At 67.1% G+C, this 20,436-nt stretch carries 17 protein-coding genes and 2 tRNA genes; 9 read left to right on the top strand and 10 right to left on the bottom strand.

Going from position 1 to position 20,436, the window contains the following annotated elements; translation table 11 throughout:
• Nucleotide 1: 1 nt before the first annotated feature.
• Complete coding sequence (locus tag OM977_RS13925; protein ID WP_264354518.1) at nucleotides 2-877, top strand: DMT family transporter; 876 nt, start codon at nucleotides 2-4, stop codon at nucleotides 875-877.
• An 11-nt stretch (nucleotides 878-888) separates the two neighbouring features.
• On the opposite strand, the gene OM977_RS13930 is transcribed toward OM977_RS13925, so the two are convergent.
• Nucleotides 889-1,587 (bottom strand): helix-turn-helix domain-containing protein, encoded by a 699-nt coding sequence (locus OM977_RS13930; protein ID WP_264354519.1) that lies wholly within the window; start codon nucleotides 1,585-1,587, stop codon nucleotides 889-891.
• 89 nt (nucleotides 1,588-1,676) lie between these two features.
• On the opposite strand from OM977_RS13930, the gene OM977_RS13935 reads away from it, so the two are divergent.
• From OM977_RS13935 to OM977_RS13955, 5 genes are all read left to right on the top strand, one after another.
• A complete protein-coding gene (locus tag OM977_RS13935; protein ID WP_264354520.1) occupies nucleotides 1,677-2,090 on the top strand; it encodes a hypothetical protein in 414 nt (137 codons plus the stop codon).
• Between the two features lie 157 nt (nucleotides 2,091-2,247).
• Nucleotides 2,248-3,204 (top strand): J domain-containing protein, encoded by a 957-nt coding sequence (locus OM977_RS13940; RefSeq protein ID WP_264354521.1) that lies wholly within the window; start codon nucleotides 2,248-2,250, stop codon nucleotides 3,202-3,204.
• Between the two features lie 39 nt (nucleotides 3,205-3,243).
• Complete coding sequence (locus tag OM977_RS13945; RefSeq protein ID WP_264354522.1) at nucleotides 3,244-3,711, top strand: tRNA (cytidine(34)-2'-O)-methyltransferase; 468 nt, start codon at nucleotides 3,244-3,246, stop codon at nucleotides 3,709-3,711.
• 244 nt (nucleotides 3,712-3,955) lie between these two features.
• A complete protein-coding gene (sigK, locus tag OM977_RS13950) occupies nucleotides 3,956-4,561 on the top strand; it encodes an ECF RNA polymerase sigma factor SigK (RefSeq protein WP_264354523.1) in 606 nt (201 codons plus the stop codon).
• Nucleotide 4,562: 1 nt separating this feature from the next.
• Entirely contained in the window at nucleotides 4,563-5,456 is an 894-nt protein-coding gene (locus OM977_RS13955; RefSeq protein ID WP_264354524.1) for an anti-sigma factor, read from the top strand.
• Nucleotides 5,457-5,601: 145 nt separating this feature from the next.
• Here the strand turns inward: OM977_RS13955 and OM977_RS13960 are convergent, their stop codons facing one another.
• The 6 genes from OM977_RS13960 to OM977_RS13985 all read right to left on the bottom strand — a co-directional run bounded on the left by OM977_RS13960 (nucleotide 5,602) and on the right by OM977_RS13985 (nucleotide 12,040).
• Nucleotides 5,602-7,002 carry a GntP family permease gene (locus OM977_RS13960; protein WP_264354525.1) on the bottom strand — a complete coding sequence of 467 codons (1,401 nt, stop codon included), beginning with the start codon at nucleotides 7,000-7,002 and terminating at the stop codon, nucleotides 5,602-5,604.
• Between the two features lie 58 nt (nucleotides 7,003-7,060).
• Nucleotides 7,061-7,594 (bottom strand): gluconokinase, encoded by a 534-nt coding sequence (locus tag OM977_RS13965; protein WP_264354526.1) that lies wholly within the window; start codon nucleotides 7,592-7,594, stop codon nucleotides 7,061-7,063.
• 73 nt (nucleotides 7,595-7,667) lie between these two features.
• On the bottom strand, nucleotides 7,668-8,447 hold the full coding sequence (locus tag OM977_RS13970; protein WP_264354527.1) for a PIG-L deacetylase family protein: 780 nt from the start codon (nucleotides 8,445-8,447) through the stop codon (nucleotides 7,668-7,670).
• 4 nt (nucleotides 8,448-8,451) lie between these two features.
• Nucleotides 8,452-9,405, bottom strand: a complete 954-nt coding sequence (locus OM977_RS13975; RefSeq protein ID WP_264354528.1) for an electron transfer flavoprotein subunit alpha/FixB family protein — start codon at nucleotides 9,403-9,405, stop codon at nucleotides 8,452-8,454.
• Nucleotides 9,406-9,420: 15 nt separating this feature from the next.
• On the bottom strand, nucleotides 9,421-10,221 hold the full coding sequence (locus OM977_RS13980; RefSeq protein ID WP_264357429.1) for an electron transfer flavoprotein subunit beta/FixA family protein: 801 nt from the start codon (nucleotides 10,219-10,221) through the stop codon (nucleotides 9,421-9,423).
• Between the two features lie 235 nt (nucleotides 10,222-10,456).
• Nucleotides 10,457-12,040, bottom strand: a complete 1,584-nt coding sequence (locus OM977_RS13985; RefSeq protein ID WP_264354529.1) for a S1C family serine protease — start codon at nucleotides 12,038-12,040, stop codon at nucleotides 10,457-10,459.
• Nucleotides 12,041-12,338: 298 nt separating this feature from the next.
• Here OM977_RS13985 and OM977_RS13990 point away from each other — a divergent pair, with 298 nt between their 5' ends.
• The 3 genes from OM977_RS13990 to OM977_RS14000 all read left to right on the top strand — a co-directional run bounded on the left by OM977_RS13990 (nucleotide 12,339) and on the right by OM977_RS14000 (nucleotide 16,858).
• Nucleotides 12,339-14,378, top strand: coding sequence for a TPM domain-containing protein (locus OM977_RS13990; protein ID WP_264354530.1), 2,040 nt, complete (start codon nucleotides 12,339-12,341; stop codon nucleotides 14,376-14,378).
• Between the two features lie 110 nt (nucleotides 14,379-14,488).
• Complete coding sequence (locus tag OM977_RS13995) at nucleotides 14,489-15,274, top strand: PspA/IM30 family protein (RefSeq protein ID WP_264354531.1); 786 nt, start codon at nucleotides 14,489-14,491, stop codon at nucleotides 15,272-15,274.
• A gap of 147 nt (nucleotides 15,275-15,421) precedes the next feature.
• Nucleotides 15,422-16,858, top strand: a complete 1,437-nt coding sequence (locus tag OM977_RS14000; RefSeq protein WP_264354532.1) for a cryptochrome/photolyase family protein — start codon at nucleotides 15,422-15,424, stop codon at nucleotides 16,856-16,858.
• A 115-nt stretch (nucleotides 16,859-16,973) separates the two neighbouring features.
• Here the strand turns inward: OM977_RS14000 and OM977_RS14005 are convergent.
• The 3 genes from OM977_RS14005 to OM977_RS14015 all read right to left on the bottom strand — a co-directional run bounded on the left by OM977_RS14005 (nucleotide 16,974) and on the right by OM977_RS14015 (nucleotide 20,413).
• Nucleotides 16,974-17,047: transfer RNA gene (locus tag OM977_RS14005), tRNA-Met, on the bottom strand.
• A gap of 146 nt (nucleotides 17,048-17,193) precedes the next feature.
• Nucleotides 17,194-17,267 (bottom strand) — tRNA-Met (locus OM977_RS14010).
• A gap of 149 nt (nucleotides 17,268-17,416) precedes the next feature.
• Entirely contained in the window at nucleotides 17,417-20,413 is a 2,997-nt protein-coding gene (locus tag OM977_RS14015) for a UPF0182 family membrane protein (protein WP_264354533.1), read from the bottom strand.
• Nucleotides 20,414-20,436: the final 23 nt, after the last annotated feature.

Genomic DNA, 20,436 nt, shown 5'->3' on the forward strand with positions numbered 1-20,436 from the left:
GGTGAAAGCGTCCCTCTACCTTGTCCTGGCCACCCTGTTCTGGTCCGGAAACTACGTGGTCGGCGAGGCCGCGGTCGCCTCCATGACGCCACTGGAGCTCACCTTCTGGCGCTGGGCCCTGGCGGCCATGCCGCTGCTGCTCCTGGCCCAGTTCGTCGAGAAGCCTGACTGGCGCGCGGTGCTGCGCCGCTGGCCGGCGCTCCTGGTCCTGAGCATGCTGGGGATGAGCGGCTACACGCTGCTGTTGTACGGGGCGCTCGGCTACACGTCCGCCATGAACGCCTCCCTCATCACGGCAGCGAACCCGGCGCTGATCGTGGTGATGGCGATTATCCTGCTCGGGGAGAAGACGACCCGACTGGGCTGGCTCGGTATTTGCCTCGGCCTCCTGGGCGTGCTCCTCGTGCTGACGCGGGGCGAGCTTCAGAGGCTCCTCAGCTTCACAATGAACACCGGCGAGCTCCTGATGATCGGCGCGATCATCGTCTGGGGCTTCTACACGATCATTGCCCGCCGGCTGAACTTGCCGGCCATCGCGGCTACCGCCGTCCAGGTGGTGATGGCAACCGTGAGCCTGGCACCGTTCGCCCTCGCCCTGAACGTGCAGTTTCCCGACACCCCGGCCGAGGGCTGGTCCCTTGCCTACATCGCGGTCTTCCCGTCCCTTGGCGCCTATCTGCTCTGGAACCTGGCGCTGAAGTCCACCCCGCCGGGCACTGCGGGAAACTACCTCAATCTCATGGTCGTCTTCACCGCCGTCATCACCGTCGCGCTGGGGACGCCGCTGACCCTGGTACAGGTCATAGGCGGCCTGATGGTGATCGCGGGCGTCCTGCTGACCGGGGTGAAGGGGCGGTCCAGGCTCAAGGCAGCCTGAACCGGGCGCGCTCAGGCCGGCCGGATCCGGGCGCAGCATTGCCCGGGCCCTGCGGCTCCGCTGGCACGGAGGTCCTCGATGGCCAGCGCCTCCACGCATTCCGGGGCAACGCCGCAAGCTGCGGCGGCTCCGCCCAGGAAGGCGCCGTTCATGGCGCACACCACGTCCGCATGGCCGGCCGCGATCCGGTGGAACGGGCAGTTCAGTAGCACCAACCCGCCCGCACCGTCGTCCTCGGGCCGATAGCCTTCCGCGGCCAGCAGCTCCGCAAAGGCCGCCGCATCCTTCCCGTCCGCGGCGGCCCGCCCGCGCGCATAAGCGGACCGGAGCAGCGCCTCGCGGGCAGGGACGCCAGCCGCCGTCGACTCCTCGATCGCGGCGACCAGCAGCTCGGCTGCCAGATCATAGTTCCGCTCAGGTACGGAGGCGGCTACCTCCTGGACTCCGGCCTTGTATAGCTTGGCGGGACGGCCGGAACCGGGGCCCTCCCGGCCCCCGAGCTTCCGGAACTCCACAGCAAGAAGCCCGTCGTGCACCATCCGGTCCAGATGAAAGGACGCGGTGCTCCGCGGCACGCCCAGGGCGCCGGCGGCGTCGTTCCGGCTTACCGGCTCCTCCGCTGACGCAACAAAAGCGAACAACTTCCGGCGGGTCTCGTCGCCGAGGGAGGCCACGGCGGCCATCCTGCGCCGCCAGGGAAGTGTGCTCATGAGGCATTCTAACTCTAAAAACAAGATCCATTGTTTAATAGCCCTAGCGGTTCTAAAATCAAGTTATTCACTTTTAGAAGGAGCTTGAGATGGAATCCTCCACAATCCGTTCCACCGCTACCCGTCCGTTGCTCGAGGGACCAGGTCGGCAGGCCTTTCTGCTGCTGAGGACGGTCTTCACCGTGGCGCCCATACTGTTCGGACTGGACAAATTCACCAATCTGATGGCTGACTGGACGATCTATCTGGCGCCCGTGGCCACGTCCGTGATCCCGCTTCCGGCCCAGACCATCATGTACGCAGTCGGCGTCGTGGAAATCGTTGCCGGGCTCACGGTGGCGTTCCGGCCCCGCTTCGGATCGCTGCTGGTTGCCGTCTGGTTGTTCGGCATCATCATCAACCTGCTCGTGCTGGGCGCCTTCTTCGATGTGGCCCTTCGCGATTTCGGTTTGTTGGTCGGAGCGCTGGCGCTGAACCGGCTGTCACCGGGGAAGCTCCGGTAGGGCCGCCACAAGCCCGCGGAGCGCCAACTCCGCGCGGTGGCCGGCTTGCCCCGCGGGAACCATCCGGGCCCGCGCGGTCGTTGTTCCCCTAGCCGGTTAAGCTGGCCATACCGGACGCCCAGGATGGGCCGGAGCCATCAACGTAAAGGATTCTTGGTTGACCCAGGGGAACAGCTCGCATTACCAGGTCCTCCGCATCCCGGTGACGGCGACGGACAAGGAGATCAAGGTGGCCTACCGCAAGGCCGCCCGCACTGCGCACCCGGACCATGGTGGCGACCCTGCGGCCTTTCGTAGGGTGACCCTTGCCTACGAGACGCTGATCGACGCCAAGAGCCGGGCCGACTACGACCGGTCCTACGGCAGCGGCCGCGGCGCCTTCACCGTCCCGTCCGACGACGAGGGTGCCCACTTTGATGCCCCGGCCGCCGGCAGCCGTGCTTCGGCGAATGTCCGGCGCCCTAACACGCCGCGGAATACCGCAGCCGACGCCCCGGTCTATGTCCCTCCCTTTGAGCAATATGCGCAGACCGGCGAGGTGCCGCTGATCCCCGAGGAACTGGCGCGCCAGCAGGTCCACGGGCTGCCGCGGAAGCGTGGGATTTTCGGTGCGGAGGCCAGGATCCAGCGGGAGATGCGGACGGTGCAGCTGATCAGCCGGCAGATCCTCCCCGCCATCCCCGCCGCACGCCTCATCAACGGCCTGCAGTCACCGGCGGACAACAGCCACATCGACCACGTGGTCCTCTCCGGCTACCGGATGGCGATCGTCGGCTCCATGCTGCTTCCGCCGGGGGCCTATGCCTGGAACGGCGGCGCCCTGACGCACGGCGGGCGCTCGATCGCCCCGCCCCAGCTTGCCCATGTGGTGCGCCGGATGCAGGATATCTTTCCGGAGCTGAATGTCACGGGCTGGACGGTGGTCCACAGCTCCGACGGCAACCTGCACGAACCGGTCATCGACCGGCACCGCCGTTCCGGCGCGCACGAAACGGTCCAGGTGGTGAATGCGGCCGGCCTGGCCCGCGGGCTCAAGCAGTTCCTGAGCTCCGGCCCGGCGCCGAACACCGTCGCTGTGCCCGTGCTCGCCCGGCTGCTGCGGGGAATGCACTAGCCGGCATCCGGCACGGCATCATCTCGCTAGGATGGGACCGTGTTCCGCATCCTCTTCCACGCCCCCGAAATCCCCGGCAATACCGGCAACGCCATCCGGCTGGCCGCGATCACGGGGGCCCAGCTGCACCTGGTCGAACCGCTGGGCTTTGATTTTTCCGACGCCAAGCTGCGGCGCGCAGGCCTCGATTACCACGACCTCGCCGTCGTGACCGTCCACCGAGACATCGACGCGGCCTGGGAGGCGCTGGCACCGGACCGGGTCTTCGCCTTCACCTCCGACGGCGAGGCCTCCTACACGGACATCAGCTACCGCCCGGGAGACGTTCTCCTGTTCGGCTGCGAGTCCGTGGGGCTTCCCGAGGAGCTCAAGAACGATCCCCACGTGACCTCCCGCGTCCGCCTGCCGATGCTGCCCGCCCTGCGCTCGCTGAACCTTGCCAACGCGGCCTCGATCGCGGTCTACGAGGCGTGGCGCCAGAACGGCTTCGCCGGGGCCCGGCTCTAGCAGCAGATCCAAGCACGCAAGATTCCGTCCGCTGCAGCCCATCCGGGCGTGCCGCCGCGCCGAATCCCCTATGAAGCCCGGTACACGGGGCAGCCGCACGGAGCACGGGGAGAGGAGCGAGGAACTGCAGGTGACGACAGTGCAGGTGGACAGATGCCCAAACCGCCGGGCCGCGGGCGGTCGCGCTCCTTGGGCGGACTATCCTGGCCCGGGATCGGCGCCCGGCGCCTTATGCTTGAAGGTGATGGACACTCCCAACGCCCCGAATCCCGAGGCCGCCGCTCCCCCCGGCACGTCAGCCGACGTCAACCGTCGACTGGGTTCCTTGCTGGAACTGATCGCCCGGGGTGACCAGGCCGCCTTTGCCGAGTTTTACCAGCTCACCTCGCGGCGCGTTTACGGCATGGCCCGCAGGGTCCTGATCGATACGGAACTCAGCGAGGACACGACGCAGGAAGTTTTCCTCCAGGTCTGGCAGAACGCGTCCAAGTTCAATCCCGATGCCGGCAGTCCGCTTGCCTGGCTGATGACCATCTCGCACCGACGGGCCGTGGACAAGGTCCGTTCCTCCCAGTCCTCCACGGACAGGGAGGCGAAATACGGTGCCAGCAGCCAGGAAATCGACCATGACTCCGTCTCCGACGAGGTCGGCAGCCGGCTCGAAGCCGAGGCCGTGGTCCGCTGCCTCGAGACGCTGACGGACACGCAGCAGGAGTCCGTGCGGCTCGCCTACTACGGCGGGCTCACGTACCGGGAAGTCGCAGAAAGACTCAACGCTGCCGTGCCCACCATCAAGTCCCGCATCCGCGATGGACTGATCCGCCTGAAGACCTGTCTGGGGGTGAGTTGAGATGACCGAGATGAATGCGCACAACAACGCACGTGTTCCCGGCGCCTTTGCGGCCGACATCGCCACCGACCTCACTTCGGGCAGGGCAGTGGACCTCGCGGAGGTCTACGCCCTCAATGCGGTCGACGACGCCGAGCGCGCCGCCATCGAGCGCTATGTCGCCTCGGCCCCGGCCGCAGAGCGCGCCGCTTTCAACGAAAGGGTGCACCAGGCGCAGGAAACACTGGCGGCGAGTTTCACCGCGGAGGCCGAACCGCCGTCCGGACTGCTGAACCGCATTCTGTCGTCGCTGCCGGTACACGATGCCGAACAGGGCCAGCAGACGGCCGCCACGCCCCCCTCCGCACCTCCGGTGGCCACCGCGCCCGCCCCCTTTGCCCAGGAATCCTCGGCGCCGCACCCCACCGATGAACTGGACGCGGCCCGCCGTCGCCGGGAAGAACGGCGCCGGCCGCAGGGCATGCGCACCTGGCTCGTGGGCGTCGCGGCAGCCGCCGCCATCGCCCTGGGCGGGGTCGGCGTCGGCGCCTATGTGGCGAACCAGAATGATCCGCTTAACCAGGTCATGCAGGCCGGTGACATCCGCCAGGCTACCGTCGACGTGGCGGGCGGCGGCACGGCCACCGTGTCGGTCTCCCCGTCGAAGGACGCGGTGGTGGTCAAGATGAACAACGTCCCGCCACCGCCTCCCGGCAAGGTCTATCAGATGTGGCTGATCCCGAAGGACGGTTCGGCGCCGGTATCACAGGGCCTCATGGACGCCGAGGCACTCTCGAAGCCGGCGGTCGTCAAGGGTATCCGCACGGCTGCGGCCCTGGGCATCACGGTGGAGCCGGCAGGCGGTTCGACGTCGCCGACCATGCCGACGGTTGCCGCCGCCACGCTGGGAGCGTAGCCTTCGGGCGCCGGTTCCGGACAGCGAGTACCGGCAGCAGGACCAACGACAAAGCCGCGCAGGCCTTGGCTCCGTCAGGAGATCAAGGCCGGCGCGGCTTTTTTGGGCCGTGGTGGCGTCCGTGCGGGGTTGCGGGCGTGCTCCGCTAGACGATCAGCGAGAGCAGCATCACGAAGCCGAAGCCGACCACGGAGATCAGCGTTTCCATCACCGACCAGGTCTTGAAGGTCTGGCCCACGGTCAGGCCGAAGAGTTCCTTGACAAGCCAGAACCCGGCGTCGTTCACGTGCGAGAGGAACAGCGAGCCGGCACCGATGGCAAGGGCCAGGAGCGCTGCGTGCGTCGGAGTGAGCGAGCTGGCCAGGGGCGCCACGATGCCGGCCGCCGTGACGGTCGCCACGGTGGCGGAGCCAGTGGCCAGGCGCAATGCGACGGCCACGATGAAGCCGAGCACGAGGACGGACATGTTGGTGCCCTCGGCCCACTTCTTGACGGCATCGCCGACGCCGGCACCGATGAGGGTCTGTTTGAAGCCGCCGCCGGCGCCGACGATCAGCAGGATAGCGGCGATGGGGCCGAGGCTTGCGCCGATCTTCGCGGTGATCTTGTTGCCGGTGAAGCCCACCGCGTAGCCGAAGGTAACGATCGCGAGCAGCACGGCCAAAGTCATGGCGACGAGCGGCTGGCCGACGAAGTCGAAGAAGCCCCGGATCCCGGGCGCCGTCGCGGCATCGGGCCAGATGATGTCCACGATGGCCTTCAGGAGCATCAGGACCACCGGGAAGATGATGGTCAGCAGGGTGACGAGGAAGCTCGGCTGGCGCTTGACGCCTTCCATGTCCGCGCCGTGCTGGGTGTCGATGCCGCCCGCGAAGGCGGGGGCGCCGACGGGAACCCACTTCGCCGCGAGCCGGGAAAACAGGGGCCCGCAGATGATGACCGTGGGAATGGCGACGAGCAGGCCCAGCGCCAGCGTGGTGCCGAGTTCGGCCTTGACGGCGCTGATCGCGATCAGCGGTCCGGGGTGCGGCGGCACCAGGCCGTGCAGCACGGACAGGCCGGCCAGCGCGGGGATGGCGATGCGCATGAGGGGCATCTTGGAGCGCTGGGTCACGAGGACGATCACGGGCAGCAGCAGCACCAGACCGATTTCGAAGAACATCGGCAGGCCGATAATGACCGCCACGAGCGTGATGGACCAGACGAGCTTGTTGCCCGTGGCCTTCGCCAGCAGCGTGTCCACCACCCGGTTGGCCCCGCCGGAGTCCGCCAGCAGCTTGCCGAGCATGGCGCCGAGGGCGATCAGCAGGCCCACTTCCTTCAGGACGCCGCCCACTCCGTCCTCGAAGTTGGTGATGATTTTGGCCAGCTCCACGCCCGAGGCGAGGCCAACGGAGGCGGAGCCGAGAATGAGGGCGAGGAAAGGGTGCAGCTTGAATTTGGCGATCAGCACCACGATGAGCGCGATGCCCAGGGCGGCGACCACCAGAAGGCGGGTGTCGTGGCCGGTCCAGGCCTCGAGGGCAGCGGGAAGCTGCAAGGGCATAAGAGAATTCAAAACGTGTTCCTAGCTGAGATGACTGGTGGGACGGCGGCGGTGCCGGCTACGGCCGGGTGGCGCCGCCGGCTTCAAGACCCAGCCGGTCGATGATTTCCTGTGCTTCCTCCGCGGGCGTCGCGGAAACACACAGGGTGATAAAGGTCTCATCCTCTGTGGGCGCCTCAAGGGCGTCGAACTGGGACGCAAGCAGGGCTGGTGGCATGAAATGCCCGTGCCGGGAGGCCAGCCGGTCCGAAATGCGGTCCTTGCTTCCCTCAAGGAAGACAAACACCACACCTTCGCCGCGCAGGACGTCCCGGTAGCGCTTCTTCAGCGCCGAGCATGTCACGACGCCGGGCGTTCCGGCCGCTGTGTGCGCCCGGATCCACTCGGCGATGGATTCCAGCCACGGCCAGCGGTCGTCGTCGGTCAGCGGCTCGCCGGCCTGCATCTTGGCCACGTTCGCCGGCGGGTGCAGGTCGTCGCCTTCGGCGAGATCCCAACCGAGCCGGCCGGCCACGAGGCCGGCCACCGTTGACTTGCCTGATCCCGAAACACCCATGATCACGAGCACGGGTTGTTGCGCAGTCTTCGCCATTAAAGTCTGCCTTCCATAATAAATATGATTTAAACAGAGGCCAGCATATGGCAGGGGCAGGCAAGGGGCAACACTAGAAGCCCGCGATGGTCCCGGGACCGTTAACTGTTACGACATGGAACGCCTCGGCACTGCGGCCGGCGGGCAGGCCGGCGCGTTCGGCGGTCTGGCCCATCAGGCCCCGCACGGTGCGTTCCATCGCCTCGACGTCGGGGTGCTGGCTGACGTGGATATGGATGGCGGCGAGCTTGCGGTCTACCTGGGCCGTGACGTCCACGAAGTGGTTTTCACGTTCCTCGGGCCCGGCGAAGAGCCACAGCCAGGGCAGCTTGTAGGCCTCGAGGCCGGCTGCGGCGAGCTCCGGGTAGGCGAACGGGTTCTCCAGTGCGGGATACACCGCCCGGGTCACGGCCTCCCCCACCGCCAGGTGGTCGGGGTGGCTCTTCTGGATCCGGTTCCAGTTTCGTTCGGGGTGCATGGCAAGCACGACGTCGGGCCGCAGCTGGCGGATCAGCCGCACCACCTGCCGGATCACCTCATGGGTGGGCTCGAGATAACCGTCGCGCTCGTGCAGGTAGTGGATGTCCGTCACGCCGACCAGGGCGGCGGCACGGCGCTGCTCCTCGCTGCGCAGCCGGACGATTTCGTCCCGCTGTTCCGGGTCGAAGCCGCCCGCGTCGCCGTCGGTCATGATGCAGTAGCTGACCTCAACCCCGGCGGCGGTCCAGGCGGCCACGGTGCCTGCGGCACCGAAATCAATGTCGTCGGGGTGCGCGGCGAAACAAAGCACCCGTCCGATCCGGGATTTATCCGGGTCGAACGGGCTTTGCGCCGTGGTGGCATTGGTGCTCAACGAATCAGCCCCGGCGCTTCTTGATTTCTTCAGTGGCCTGCGGGAGGACCTTGAAGAGGTCTCCGACAATTCCGAAGTCGGCGATCTCGAAGACCGGCGATTCGGCGTCCTTGTTCACCGCCACGATCACTTTGGCCGTCTGCATGCCGGCCTTCTGCTGGATGGCGCCGGAGATGCCGGCGGAAATGTAGAGCTGGGGCGAGACGGTTTTGCCCGTCTGGCCGATCTGGGCGTCGTGTCCGATCCACCCCGCGTCCGTCGCGGCGCGGGAGGCGCCCACAGCGGCTCCCAGCGCATCCGCAAGGTCTTCCAGGGGACCGAAATTCCCGTCCACACCGCGTCCGCCGGCCACGATGATGCGCGCCTCGGAGAGGTCGGGGCGGCCGCTGGCGGCTTTTTCATTGCGCGCCGTGATCCGGGCCGAAGCGGCGGTGGCCGTGTCCGGGACCTCGATCGTGACGGCATCCGGTGCCGTGCCGGTGACGGCAGGCTCCGGAATGGTGCTGTTGGCCTTGACCGTGAGCACGGCCACGGGCGTGGTGGCTTTCGCCGTGGTCATGTAGGAACCGGCGAGCACTGACTTGTGCGCCGTTCCGTCGGGGTCCACCGCCACGACGTCCGTGATCACACCAGCGCCGAGCTTGATGCCCAGCCGGGCCGCGATTTCCTTGCCGTCGGCGGAGTTCTCGGCCAGGACGACGCTGGCCCCGGAGGTCTGCACGGCAGCGGCCAGATAGGACGCCTTCGGCCCCACCAGGTAGTCGTCAAGGTCAGCGGCGGAGGGCCGGTAAAGGGCCTGCGCTCCGTAAGCGCCCAGGGCAGCCGCGACGTCGTCGTGCAGTTCCCCGTTGAAGGCGACCGCCGGTTCGCCGAGGGACCGGGCAATGGTGAGCAGCTCAAGGCTGGACTTTTTCAGCGCCTGGCCGGGATTGTCGATGAATACGAGAACTTTTGCCATGTTCGGATGATCCCCTTAGAGCAGCTTCTGGGCGGCCAGGAACTCGACCAGCTTGATGCCGGCGTCGCCTTCGTCGGTAATGATGGTGCCCGCGGTGCGCGGGGGGCGGGCCTCGGCGGTTTCTACGGAGGTCCACGACCCGGACTTGCCCACCTGGGCCGGGTCGACGCCGATGTCGGCGAGGGCCAGCGTGGTGATGGTCTTCTTCTTGGCCGCCATGATGCCCTTGAAATTGGGGTACCGGGGGTCGTTGATCTGGTCCGTGACCGAGACGAGGGCGGGCAGTGTGGCTTCGATCGTGTCTGCATGGGAATCGCCGTCGCGGCGGGCCGTGAGCCTACCGCCGTCGAGCTCCAGCGAGGAAGCGAAGGTGACCTGCGGCCGGCCCAGGCGTTCCGCGAGCTGGGCCGGGACCAGCGACGTTTCCCCGTCGGTCGAGGCCATACCGGTCAGGATGAGGTCTGCCGGCCGGTCCGCTTCCAGGTGCCGGATGGCCGCGGCCAGGGCCAGGGAGGTCGCAGCGGCGTCGGAGCCTGCGAGTGCCTCGTCGCTGAGGTGCACCCCCTCGGTCGCGCCGATCTGCAGAGACTTCTTCACCGCGTTGACGGCACCTGCGGGGCCCATGCTGAGTGCAATCACCTTGTTGCCGGCCGCTTCTCCGCCGCGGGCCTCGATCAGCTGGAGCGCTGCCTCCAGCGGGTATTCGTCCAGCTCGGAGAGGATGCTCTCGGAACGGTCAATCGTGCTGCCGGCGCCGGCCAGATGCCGGTCGAACTGGGCGTCAGGAACGTGCTTGACCAGCACGATGATCTTCAAAGTCTCTTCCACTGTGTGTACAGCAGCCTTCCATGCGGGTGGACAGCCAGCCGGGTGGGGTCGTGGCCACGGAACGCCCGGGATGCCGGGGTGTTCCTAGCTAACCACATAGCGGAGCCGGAACGCGGCCCGGGTTAACGTCGATGTCAGTGCAATGCCGGAGGAACGCAAGAAAACGGGCCGGCACCTGCTGGTGCCGGCCCGTTCTAGTGGACAGTCTTCCCTGTGGACAGTGCTACTGCTCTGCAGCCGCACCGAGCGTTACGTCGAGTTGCTGCTCCTGGCCGTTGCGGAGGACGGTTACCTTCACCGTGGCTCCGGCGGCCTGTTCGCGGACCGCGGCGGTCAGTTGGTTCGGATCGCTGATGGACAGGTTCTGGAACTTCGTGACCACGTCACCGACCTTGATGCCGGCTTTGTCCGCGGCGGATCCGGGCTCGACGGTGGCGACTTCGGCCCCGACCGAGAACCCGGAGGACGAGGTGCTCGCGGTCTTGGGCTTCACGCTGACGCCGAACTGGCCGTGGGTGGCCTTGCCGCTGCTGATGATCTCCTGCGCCACGCGCTTGGCGTGGTTGATCGGGATGCTGAAGCCGACGCCGATGTTGCCGCTGCTGGTGCTGTCCCCGCCCGCCGAGGCGATGGCGACGTTGACACCGATGATCTCGCCCTTGGTGTTGACCAGCGCGCCGCCGGAGTTGCCGGGGTTGATGGCCGCGTCGGTCTGGATCACGTTTATGGAGATGGAACCCTGGTTCGCCGTGCTTTGGCCCTGGCCGCCGTCCGGCGGGGCGAACTGGAAGCCCTGGTCGCCGCCCTGTGAATTGTCGGCGCCCTCCTTGGGCGCCGCGGAGGAGGCGACGCTGATGGTCCGGTTAAGGGTGGAGACGATGCCGTCGGTGACCGTTCCCGTGAGGCCCAGGGGCGAGCCGATCGCGACGGCGGTGTCGCCGACGTTGAGCTTGCCGGAGTCGCCCAGCGTTGCCGGGACCAGTCCGGAGCCGTTCTGGATCTGGACGACCGCGAGGTCAGAGAGCGGATCCGTTCCGACGATCTTGGCGGAGTAGACCTTGCCGTCACTCATCCGCACCTCGATGCTGGCGTTGGCCACCGTGCCGTCGAGCGTGACGACGTGGGTGTTGGTCAGGACGTGGCCTTCGCCGTCCAGGATGATCCCGGAGCCCGTCCCGCCCTCGCTGCCGCTGGTGGCCTTGATCGTGACGACGCTTGGACTGGCCTTGACGGCGGCGGCCGTGATGGCGTTGACGTCATCCTTGTTGTTCACGATGACGGGGCCGGCCTGGCTGCTGTTGCTGCTGGCCGAGGAAAGGGGAGGTGCGTCGCCCAGGAGTTGCGTGGTGCCGGCAACGACGCCGCCGCCGACCAGTCCGGCGGCCAGGATGCTGGCGACGAGGGTGGGAACGCCGAACGCGGCCTTGCGCTTGGGGGCGTTCGCGGACGAGGCGTACTGGGGCTGGCCGTACGGGGCGGGGGTCTGCTGGGGCTGGGCGTCAGCGTGCTGGGTGTACTGCTGTCCGTGCTGGGAGTGACCATACTGGGACCGGTTCTGCGGCTGGCTGTGGTGCGGCGCGCCGTACTGCTGGGGCCCTGTGGGCGCAGACTGCTCGCCGTAGAACGGCGGGCGCTGGGGGTAGACCGGCCGCGGGGCGCCTTCGTCCGTTCGGTCCAGCCGGAGGGTTGGGTTTTCGTAAGCTGAGTCCGGTGTGGGCGCGGCCTGCCGCTGCTCCGACGAGCCCTCGTGCGGCTTCGCCGGCTCCCGGTTCTCTGGTGACGCACCCTGCAGTGGGTTCTCAGTCATGGGACTTCCTTTCATCCTCGTCTGGATTAACTATGGACGCTTTGACTGATACTAGAGCGGACATTTGCTGGGAGGTTCCTGAACGGCCGCAGGGCAGCCCCGTCTCCGGCCCGTTCTACAGCTTTCAGCGCGTTTCGCTGGTGGCATATTCCCACCGGTGGACGGCCAAATGGGTGGACCATAGAATCAAATTGAATCGCCACAGCGACCTGCGGCTTCACACCTGCGTGGGGGCGCTGCTGCATTCGAAAACGACTGGTTCGGCCGAATCGGTCGCAGAAGTGCTGAAGGGTTGCACATGCGGTCTAAGTTCAAACGTATCCTCGCTGTTCTTGGCGTCGCCGGACTGCTGGCGCTTCCTGCCGCTCCGGCCCTGGCCGAAGATCCGGTGGCCCTTGATCCGGCCACGAAGGTTGTGGACTCCGCGGGAGTGCTGGGCAGCCGGAAGGCTGACGTCCAGGCAGCCATCCAGAAGCTCGGCACCGACCACGCGATGACCTTCCACGTCGTCTACGTCAAGAAGTTCGAGAACCCCACAGACCGGGTTGCCTGGGCCAACGCAGTGGCCGAGAAGGCGAGCCTGGGAGCGAACGCCATGCTGCTGACGGTCGCCACGGACACCCGCCAGTACCAGCTGAGCAAGCCCTCCAACAGCAAGATCACCAACGCCCAGCGCGACAACATCAGGGATAAAGCGGTGGACCCGCAACTCCGGAAGGGTGACTACGCGCAGGCGGCCATCGATGCCGCCGCAGCCATTGGCGATGCGGCCGGCGGCGGGGCCGGCAACGTACCCTCCGCGGACGGCGCGGGCAGCGCCGTCCTGGTCGGAACCGGCGTCGTGGCCGCCGGCGGTGTCGGCGCCTACCTGTACCTGCGCAACAAGCGGAAGAAGGCGGCTCTGGCCGCCGGCCCGGGCCAAGGGCAGCAGGGCACGGAGCCGGACCCGTTGGCGTCGATGAGTGTCGAGGACCTGCGCCGCAAGAGCGGTTCGCTCCTGATTGAAGCGGACGACGCCATCAAGTCCAGCGAACAGGAACTCGGCTTCGCGCAGGCGCAGTACGGCGACGCCGCCGTCGGCAACTTCACCAAGGCGCTGCAGGATGCCAAGGGCCACATGTCGGAATCCTTCAAACTGCAGCAGCAGCTCGACGACCACATCCCCGACACCGAGGAGCAGCAGCGCGCCTGGCTCGGCGAGATCATCCGCCGTTCCGAGGCCGCCCTGTCCTCGCTCCAGGAGCAGAAAGCCGACTTCGATTCGCTGCGCGAACTCGAGAAGAACGCCCCGCAGGCCCTTGCCGCGGTCAGCGCCGGCGCGGCGCAGGCCGAAGCCAAGATTGCCAGTGCCGAACAGCTGCTGGCCGGGCTGCGGAACAAGTACGCCGAGAGCGCGCTGGTCCAGGTTGCCGACAACATCAGCCAGGCCAAGGATCGGTTGGAGTTTGTGCAGAACGCCTCCACGACGGCCCGGGAGAAGCTCAGCACGGGCGAGGGCAGCCTCGCCGCCGTGGCGGTCCGGGCGGCGGAAGAGAGCCTGCACCAGACGAACGTTCTGATTGACGCCATCAACAAGGTCGCCGCGAATCTGGACGAGGCACGCAGCGGGCTGGAGTCCGCCGTCGTTGACACCTCGCAGGACCTGGCACAGGCCCGCGCGATGATCCAGTCCGGGGCGCACCCGGAACTTGCCGGCCCGGTCGCCGCTGTGGAAGCCGCACTGGCCCGGGTCAAGGCCGAGATCCAGGGCGGCAAGATCGACCCGATCGCCACGCTGGAGCGGGTCGAAGCGGCGCACCAGTCGCTGGACACGGCCCTGACCGGCATCCGCGACCAGCAGGAACAGGCCCGCCGGGCGCAGGCCTCGCTGCAGCAGAGCATCATGTCGGCCCAGGCGCAGATCAGCGCGACGTCGGACTACATCACCGCGCGCCGCGGCGGCGTGGGAACCGAGGCGCGCACGCGCCTCGCCGAAGCCCAGCGAAACCTGGACTATGCCCTGTCGATCTCCCGGAATGACCCGGTCACGGCCCTGCAGTACGCGCAGCAGGCCCACTCGCTGGCCGCGCAGGCAGCCCAGCAGGCACAATCCGACGTCGACCAGTTCGGCGGCTACGCCAACCAGGGCCAGGGCTACGGCCGCGGCGGGATGTTCGGCGGCGGCGGAGGTGGCGGCCTCGGTGGCGCCATCCTCGGCGGCATCCTGATCAATTCCATTCTGCATGGCGGCGGTGGCGGCGGCTGGGGCGGCGGAGGCGACTCCGGCGGGGACTTCGGCGGTGGCGGCGACTCCGGCGGCGGCTGGGGCGGCGACTTCGGCGGCGGCGGCGACTTCTAGCCCCTAGAGACTAAGCGCCGGCAGGAAGGTTCCGACCGGCGGATAGAAGCGGTACATTCACTGTTCACTGAATTCAGTGGGAACCACTGAGCAGGACGAAAGGTAACACCATGAAGCAGTCCATTTTCGGCCGCATGGCGCAGCTGGCGAAGGCCAACATTAACTCCCTTCTGGACCAGGCGGAGGATCCGCAGAAGATGCTGGACCAGATGGTCCGGGACTACACGAACAACATCGCGGAGGCCGAGTCCGCGGTGGCCCAGACTATTGGGAATCTGCGCATGCTGCAGGACGACTACAACGAGGACATCAAGAACGCCCAGGACTGGGGCAGGAAGGCCCTCGCCGCGTCCCGCAAGGCCGACGAGTACCGCGCCGGCGGCGACGCCACCGACGCCGAAAAGTTCGACAACCTCGCCAAGGTCGCGCTGCAGCGGCAGATGGCGTCGGAGAACGAGGCGAAGGCCGCCGAGCCGAGCATCGCCTCCCAGAGCGAGGTTGTGGACAAGCTCAAGCACGGCCTGGACCAGATGAAGGGCAAGCTCAACGAGCTCACCAGCAAGCGCAACCAGCTGGTGGCACGCTCCAAGACTGCCGCGGCGCAGTCCCAGGTGCACGATGCCCTGAAGAGCATCGACTTCATGGATCCCACGTCCGAGGTGGGCCGCTTCGAAGAGAAGATCCGCCGCGAAGAAGCCAAGGTCCGGGGCCAGCAGGAGCTCGCCGCCTCCAGCCTGGACGCGCAGTTCAACTCGCTCGAGGATCTTGGCGAGCAGACCGAGATTGAAGCACGGCTGGCCGCGCTGAAGTCCGGCGGCTCCCCAGCAGCCATTGGCGCCGGCGAGGGCAAGCGCACCGAGGCCACCATCGAGGAAGCCGACTTCGACAAGCTGTAGGCCGCCCGGCAAAGCTGCCGCCGACCGGCCAGCCACCGCACTGGTGCCCGAGGCCGGGTCTCCTGGACGTTCAGGAGACCCGGCCTCTGCCGTGCCGGGCAGTGCTGTGCCGGGCCCCGCCTGCGGCTACGCGTGTACCGTGGGTCCATGCCCTCCGGATCCAATCCTTCGTCCCTTGTCTGGCTCCGCGATGACCTCCGCCTCGATGACAACCCGGCCCTCGTCAAGGCCGCCTCGCTGGACGGCCCGCTCACCGTCGTCTACGTGCTCGACGAAGCCTCCCCCGGAGTGCGTCCGCTCGGCGGCGCAGCAAAATGGTGGCTGCACCACTCACTGGCCGCTCTCGGTGCGGACCTGGCGGCCGCCGGTTCCCGGCTGCTGCTCCGCCGCGGCGCCGCCGCCGGCATCATCCAGGCACTGGCCGAGGAAACCGGCGCCACAACGCTGCTGTGGAACCGGCGCTACGGCGGCCCGGAGCGTGCCGTCGACGCCGGCCTCAAGGAGTGGGCAACGGGGCGCGGCATCACCGCCACAAGCTTCCAGGCGAACCTGATGTTTGAGCCGTGGACAGTACGCACCGGCGCCGGCGGCCCCTACAAGGTCTTCACGCCGTTCTGGAGGGCCTGTCTCGACGGGACTGAGCCCAGGCTCCCGCTGGAGGCCCCACGGCGGCTCCCTCCGCCGGCCGCGGACGCCTCCGGACAGCCGCCGGCTAGTGAGTCCCTGGCGGACTGGGGGCTGCTCCCCCACACGCCGGACTGGAGCGTTGGCCTCGGCGCGACCTGGACCCCGGGCGAATCCGGCGCCCACAGCAGGCTGGAAGAATTTGTCGACGGACCGGTGGAGGACTACGGCACCGGCCGGAACATCCCCGGCGTCGAAGGGACCAGCCGGCTTTCTCCCCATCTCCGCTTCGGGGAGATCAGCCCCTTCCGGATCTGGCACACCCTCCGGGAACACTTTCCCCAGCAGGCCCCGTCCGACGTCGGGATTTTCCGTTCGGAGCTCGGCTGGCGGGAATTCTGCTGGCAGCTGCTCTACGAGAACCCGGAGCTTGCCAGCCGGAACTACCGGCCGGAATTTGACCGCTTCGCCTGGCAGACGCCGTCGGAGTCCGAACTGACGGCCTGGCGGCAGGGCCGCACCGGCTATCCCCTGGTCGACGCCGGCATGCGCCAGCTCTGGCAGACCGGGTGGATGCACAACCGGGTCCGGATGGCGGCAGCATCGTTCCTGGTCAAGAACCTGCTGGCGGACTGGCGGCTGGGCGAGGCCTGGTTCTGGGACACCCTGGTGGATGCGGACGCGGCCAGCAACCCCGCAAACTGGCAGTGGGTGGCGGGCTCCGGCGCCGACGCCTCACCCTACTTCCGCATTTTCAACCCGATCACCCAAAGCAAAAAGTTCGACGCCGAGGGCCGCTACCTGCGCCGCTACCTCCCGGAACTGTCAGGCCTGGACGCCAAGCGGATCCACGAACCCTGGAAGGCGGACTGCGCCCTGGACTACCCGGACCCCATTGTCGGGCTGCCGGAGTCCCGGGCGCGGGCGCTGGACACTTACCAGCGGCTCAAGGACACCTGAGCCGGGACTGTTCACGCGGCAACGGGATTCAACGGGATCAACGGGACAGCCGCCTTTAGCCGGGGAACGAGAAAGGCCCGGATCAGATGATCCGGGCCTTTCTATTCTTCTTCAGTTGCGGGGACAGGATTTGAACCTGTGACCTCTGGGTTATGAGCCCAGCGAGCTACCGAACTGCTCCACCCCGCGTCGCAAGATCAACACTACCCTAGTTTGCCGGGACTCCCGACCACTACCGTGCGGCGCGGGATAGTCAGGGGCCGGATAGTCAAGGGCCGGCCTTAAAGCAGAAAGCCCGGAACACTGTTTCCAGAATTCCGGGCCATCTTCTTCAGTTGCGGGGACAGGATTTGAACCTGTGACCTCTGGGTTATGAGCCCAGCGAGCTACCGAACTGCTCCACCCCGCGTCGCAAGATCAACTCTACCTGCCGGTGAACTTGAGGCCAAATCCAGGTGGCGTGATCTGCATCTCGCATGCAAAGCCCGCATGGAAAAAGCCGGGCCCCGCTCCTGTGCAGCGGGGCCCGGCTTTCAGGCGTCGGTCAGATCCTTCGGGTCAGCTGCTCGGCGTCGGGGCCGGGGTCGCCGTCGGCGTGGCAGCCGGCGCCGGTGCTGGAGTAGCCCCGAGCTTGGCCTCGGCGTCGAGCGCCTTCTGCAAGGCCGCGGCGAGCCGCCGCTGCTGGTCGCCGTAGGCGGCGAAGTCGCCCCGGGCGAGGGCTTCCTGGCCGGCCCTGATCGCTGCGTTGGCTTCGTCCAGCGCGGCCTTCAGTTCCGCCTTTGCATCAACCGTTCCGGTAGCCGGCGGCGCGGCACCGTCCGGCGGCGTGACCGCCGGAGTCTGGCCGTTGTTCGCCGAGTCGCCGGCCGTGGCGCCGGAGTCGCCGCCAAACAATTGGTTCAGCGCCGCATCAAGCGTCGGTGCGAACCCGATCTTGTCGCCAAACGCCACCAGCACGCGCTGCAGCGTGGGGTAGGAGGTCTCACCGGTGGATCGCAGATAGACGGGCTGGACGTACAGCAGGCCGCCACCGACAGGCAGTGTCAGCAGGTTGCCGTTGAGCACCGCCGACGCTCCCTGGCGCAGCAGGTTAAGCGCCTGCGACACCGTCGGGTCCGAGTTGAACTTGTTCTGGGCCTGGCCCGGGCCGGGCACCTGGGCTTCCGGCGGGATCTGCAGGAGCCGCAGCTGGCCGTAGCTCTCGGCCTTAACGCCCTTCTGGTTGCCGGCGTCGGAGTCCGCGGCGAGGAAGCCGTAGAGCACGTTGCGGGCTGTGCCGTTGACCACCTGCGGAATGAAGGATGAGGTCAGCTGGAAGGCCGGCTTCTCCTGGTCAGGCATCTTCAGGGACATGTAGAACGGGGGCTGCTTGACCTCATCCTGGACGGTGGGGTCGTTGGGCACGCTCCACGCGTCGTTGTTCGTGTAGAAGTTGTCCGGCTGGGTGACGTGGTAGCGGCCCAGGAGTTCGCGCTGAACCTTGAACAGGTCCTCGGGGTAGCGTACGTGGCTCATGAGGGAGCCGGACATTTCCGAGAACGGCTTCAGCGAGCTCGGGAAGATGTTCTGCCAGGCCTTGAGGACCGGGTCCTGGTCGTCCCAGGCGTAAAGCGTCACGGAGCCGTCGTAGGCGTCCACGGTGGCCTTGACCGAGTTGCGGATGTAGTTCACCGAGCTGTTCGGAAGAGCCACGGTTCGGCCCGCCGTCGTCTGCGAGTCCGTGGTGGCCGCGGACAGCTGTTCCTGCTGGGAGTACGGGTAATACTGGCTCGTGGTGTAGCCGTCCACGATCCACTTCACCCTGCCGTCCACCACGGCCGGGTACGCGTTGCCGTCCACCGTCAGGTACGGGGCGACTTTCTCGACGCGGTCCCGGGGGTTGCGGTCGTAGAGGATTTGGGACTCGGCGTTCACACCGTCGGAGAGCAGCAGGTCCGAGGACTGGAACTTGATCGCGTAGAGGATCTTGTTGAAGAAGCTGCCGACGTTGGGGCCGCCGTTGCCGGTGAAGGTGTACTGCGTTTCCGCGTCCCCTTCCTTGCCGGCGGGGCGGTCCTGCTCGCGGTGCGGGGCACCGTCCGGAGCGCCGACGATCGAGTACTCGGGTGAGTCTTCGCCGAAGTAGATCCGCGGCTGGTACGTGGAGTCATTGCCGAGCACACCGTTGGACGGGATGCCCGCCTGCAGGAAGTCCGGCTTGCCGTCGGCGGTGAACTTGTTGCCCTTGGCGGCAACGACGCCGTACCCGTGGGTGTAGACCACGTGGCGGTTCAGCCAGGACTGCTGGTTGGTGGCCAGGCCGTCGGGGTTGAGCTCGCGGACTGCGATGACGGTGTCCTGGATCTTGCCGTCCACCTCGTAGCGGTCCACGTTTAGGGCGCTTGGGAACTGGTAGTAGGGCCGGTACTGCTCCAGCTGCGAGAACGCATCGGAGATCAGGTTCGGGTCCAGCAGGCGGATGTTGGCGGTGGTTTCGGCGTCCGCCGCCAGCGCGCCGGTGGCGGCGTTCGTTGTGGCGTTGTACCGCTTTTCCTGGATCTTATCCAGGCCGTAGGCGTCCCTGGTCATGGTGATGTTGCGTTCGATGAACGGCTTCTCCAGGGTCTGCTCGGAGGGACGGACCTGGAACTGCTGGATCACCCAGGGGTACACGCCGCCGGCCAGGATCGAGGTGATCACGAGCATCGCGGTACCGATCACGGGCAGCCGCCACTTGCCGATCACGGCAGCGACGACGAAGAGCACGGCGACGAGGGCCGCGGCAACGGCCAGGATCGACTTGGTCGGGATGACGGCGTTGACGTCCGTGTACAACGCACCGGCCCACCGTCCACCGTTGTTCTGCACGGCGGAGTACCGGTCCAGCCAGAAGTTCACGCCGAGCAGGAGCAGGAACGCCGCGCCGGTGACTGCCAGATGGATCTGGGCAGCCCGGCTGGTGAAGATGCCGCGTTCCATGATCCGGATGCTGCCGTAGAGGTAGTGCGTGAGGATTCCGGCCAGGCCCGCGACGATGGTGACGCTGATCAGGAAGCCGGTGATGAAGCCGAGGAACGGCAGCGTCATGAGGTAGAAGCTGATGTCCATGTTGAACTGCGGGTCGGGCTTGCCGAAGGGCTCCTGGTTCAGGAACAGCAGCACCTTCTGCCACTGGCTTGCGGCGGCACTGCCCGCGAAGAGGCCGAACAGGATCGGGAGGCCGACCATAACGACGCGGCGGACCGGCTCCAGCTGGACCTGGTAGCGGTTCAGGTTGTCCCGGATGTCTGAATCCGGGGCGTAGACCGGCCGTGCGTGGTAGGCGATCCGGATGGCGAAGAACACCGCCGTGAACATCACGACGAAGCCTGTCAGGAAGATCGCGATGCGCGCCAGGTTTTCGGTCAGGAAGACTTCGAAGAAGCCCAGCTGCTGGTACCAGAGGACGTCCGTCCAGACATTGGCGAAGAAGATGAACCCAACCACGATCAATGCCACGACGATCAACGTCGGCGTCAGGGCGCCTCGTCGTGTCTGCGGTCTTCCGGGCGGGACGGTGCTGGCGGGACGGGACAAACTCGGTACCTCATAGCTGGTCG

This window comes from Pseudarthrobacter sp. MM222 (assembly GCF_947090775.1).
Classification (GTDB): domain Bacteria; phylum Actinomycetota; class Actinomycetes; order Actinomycetales; family Micrococcaceae; genus Arthrobacter.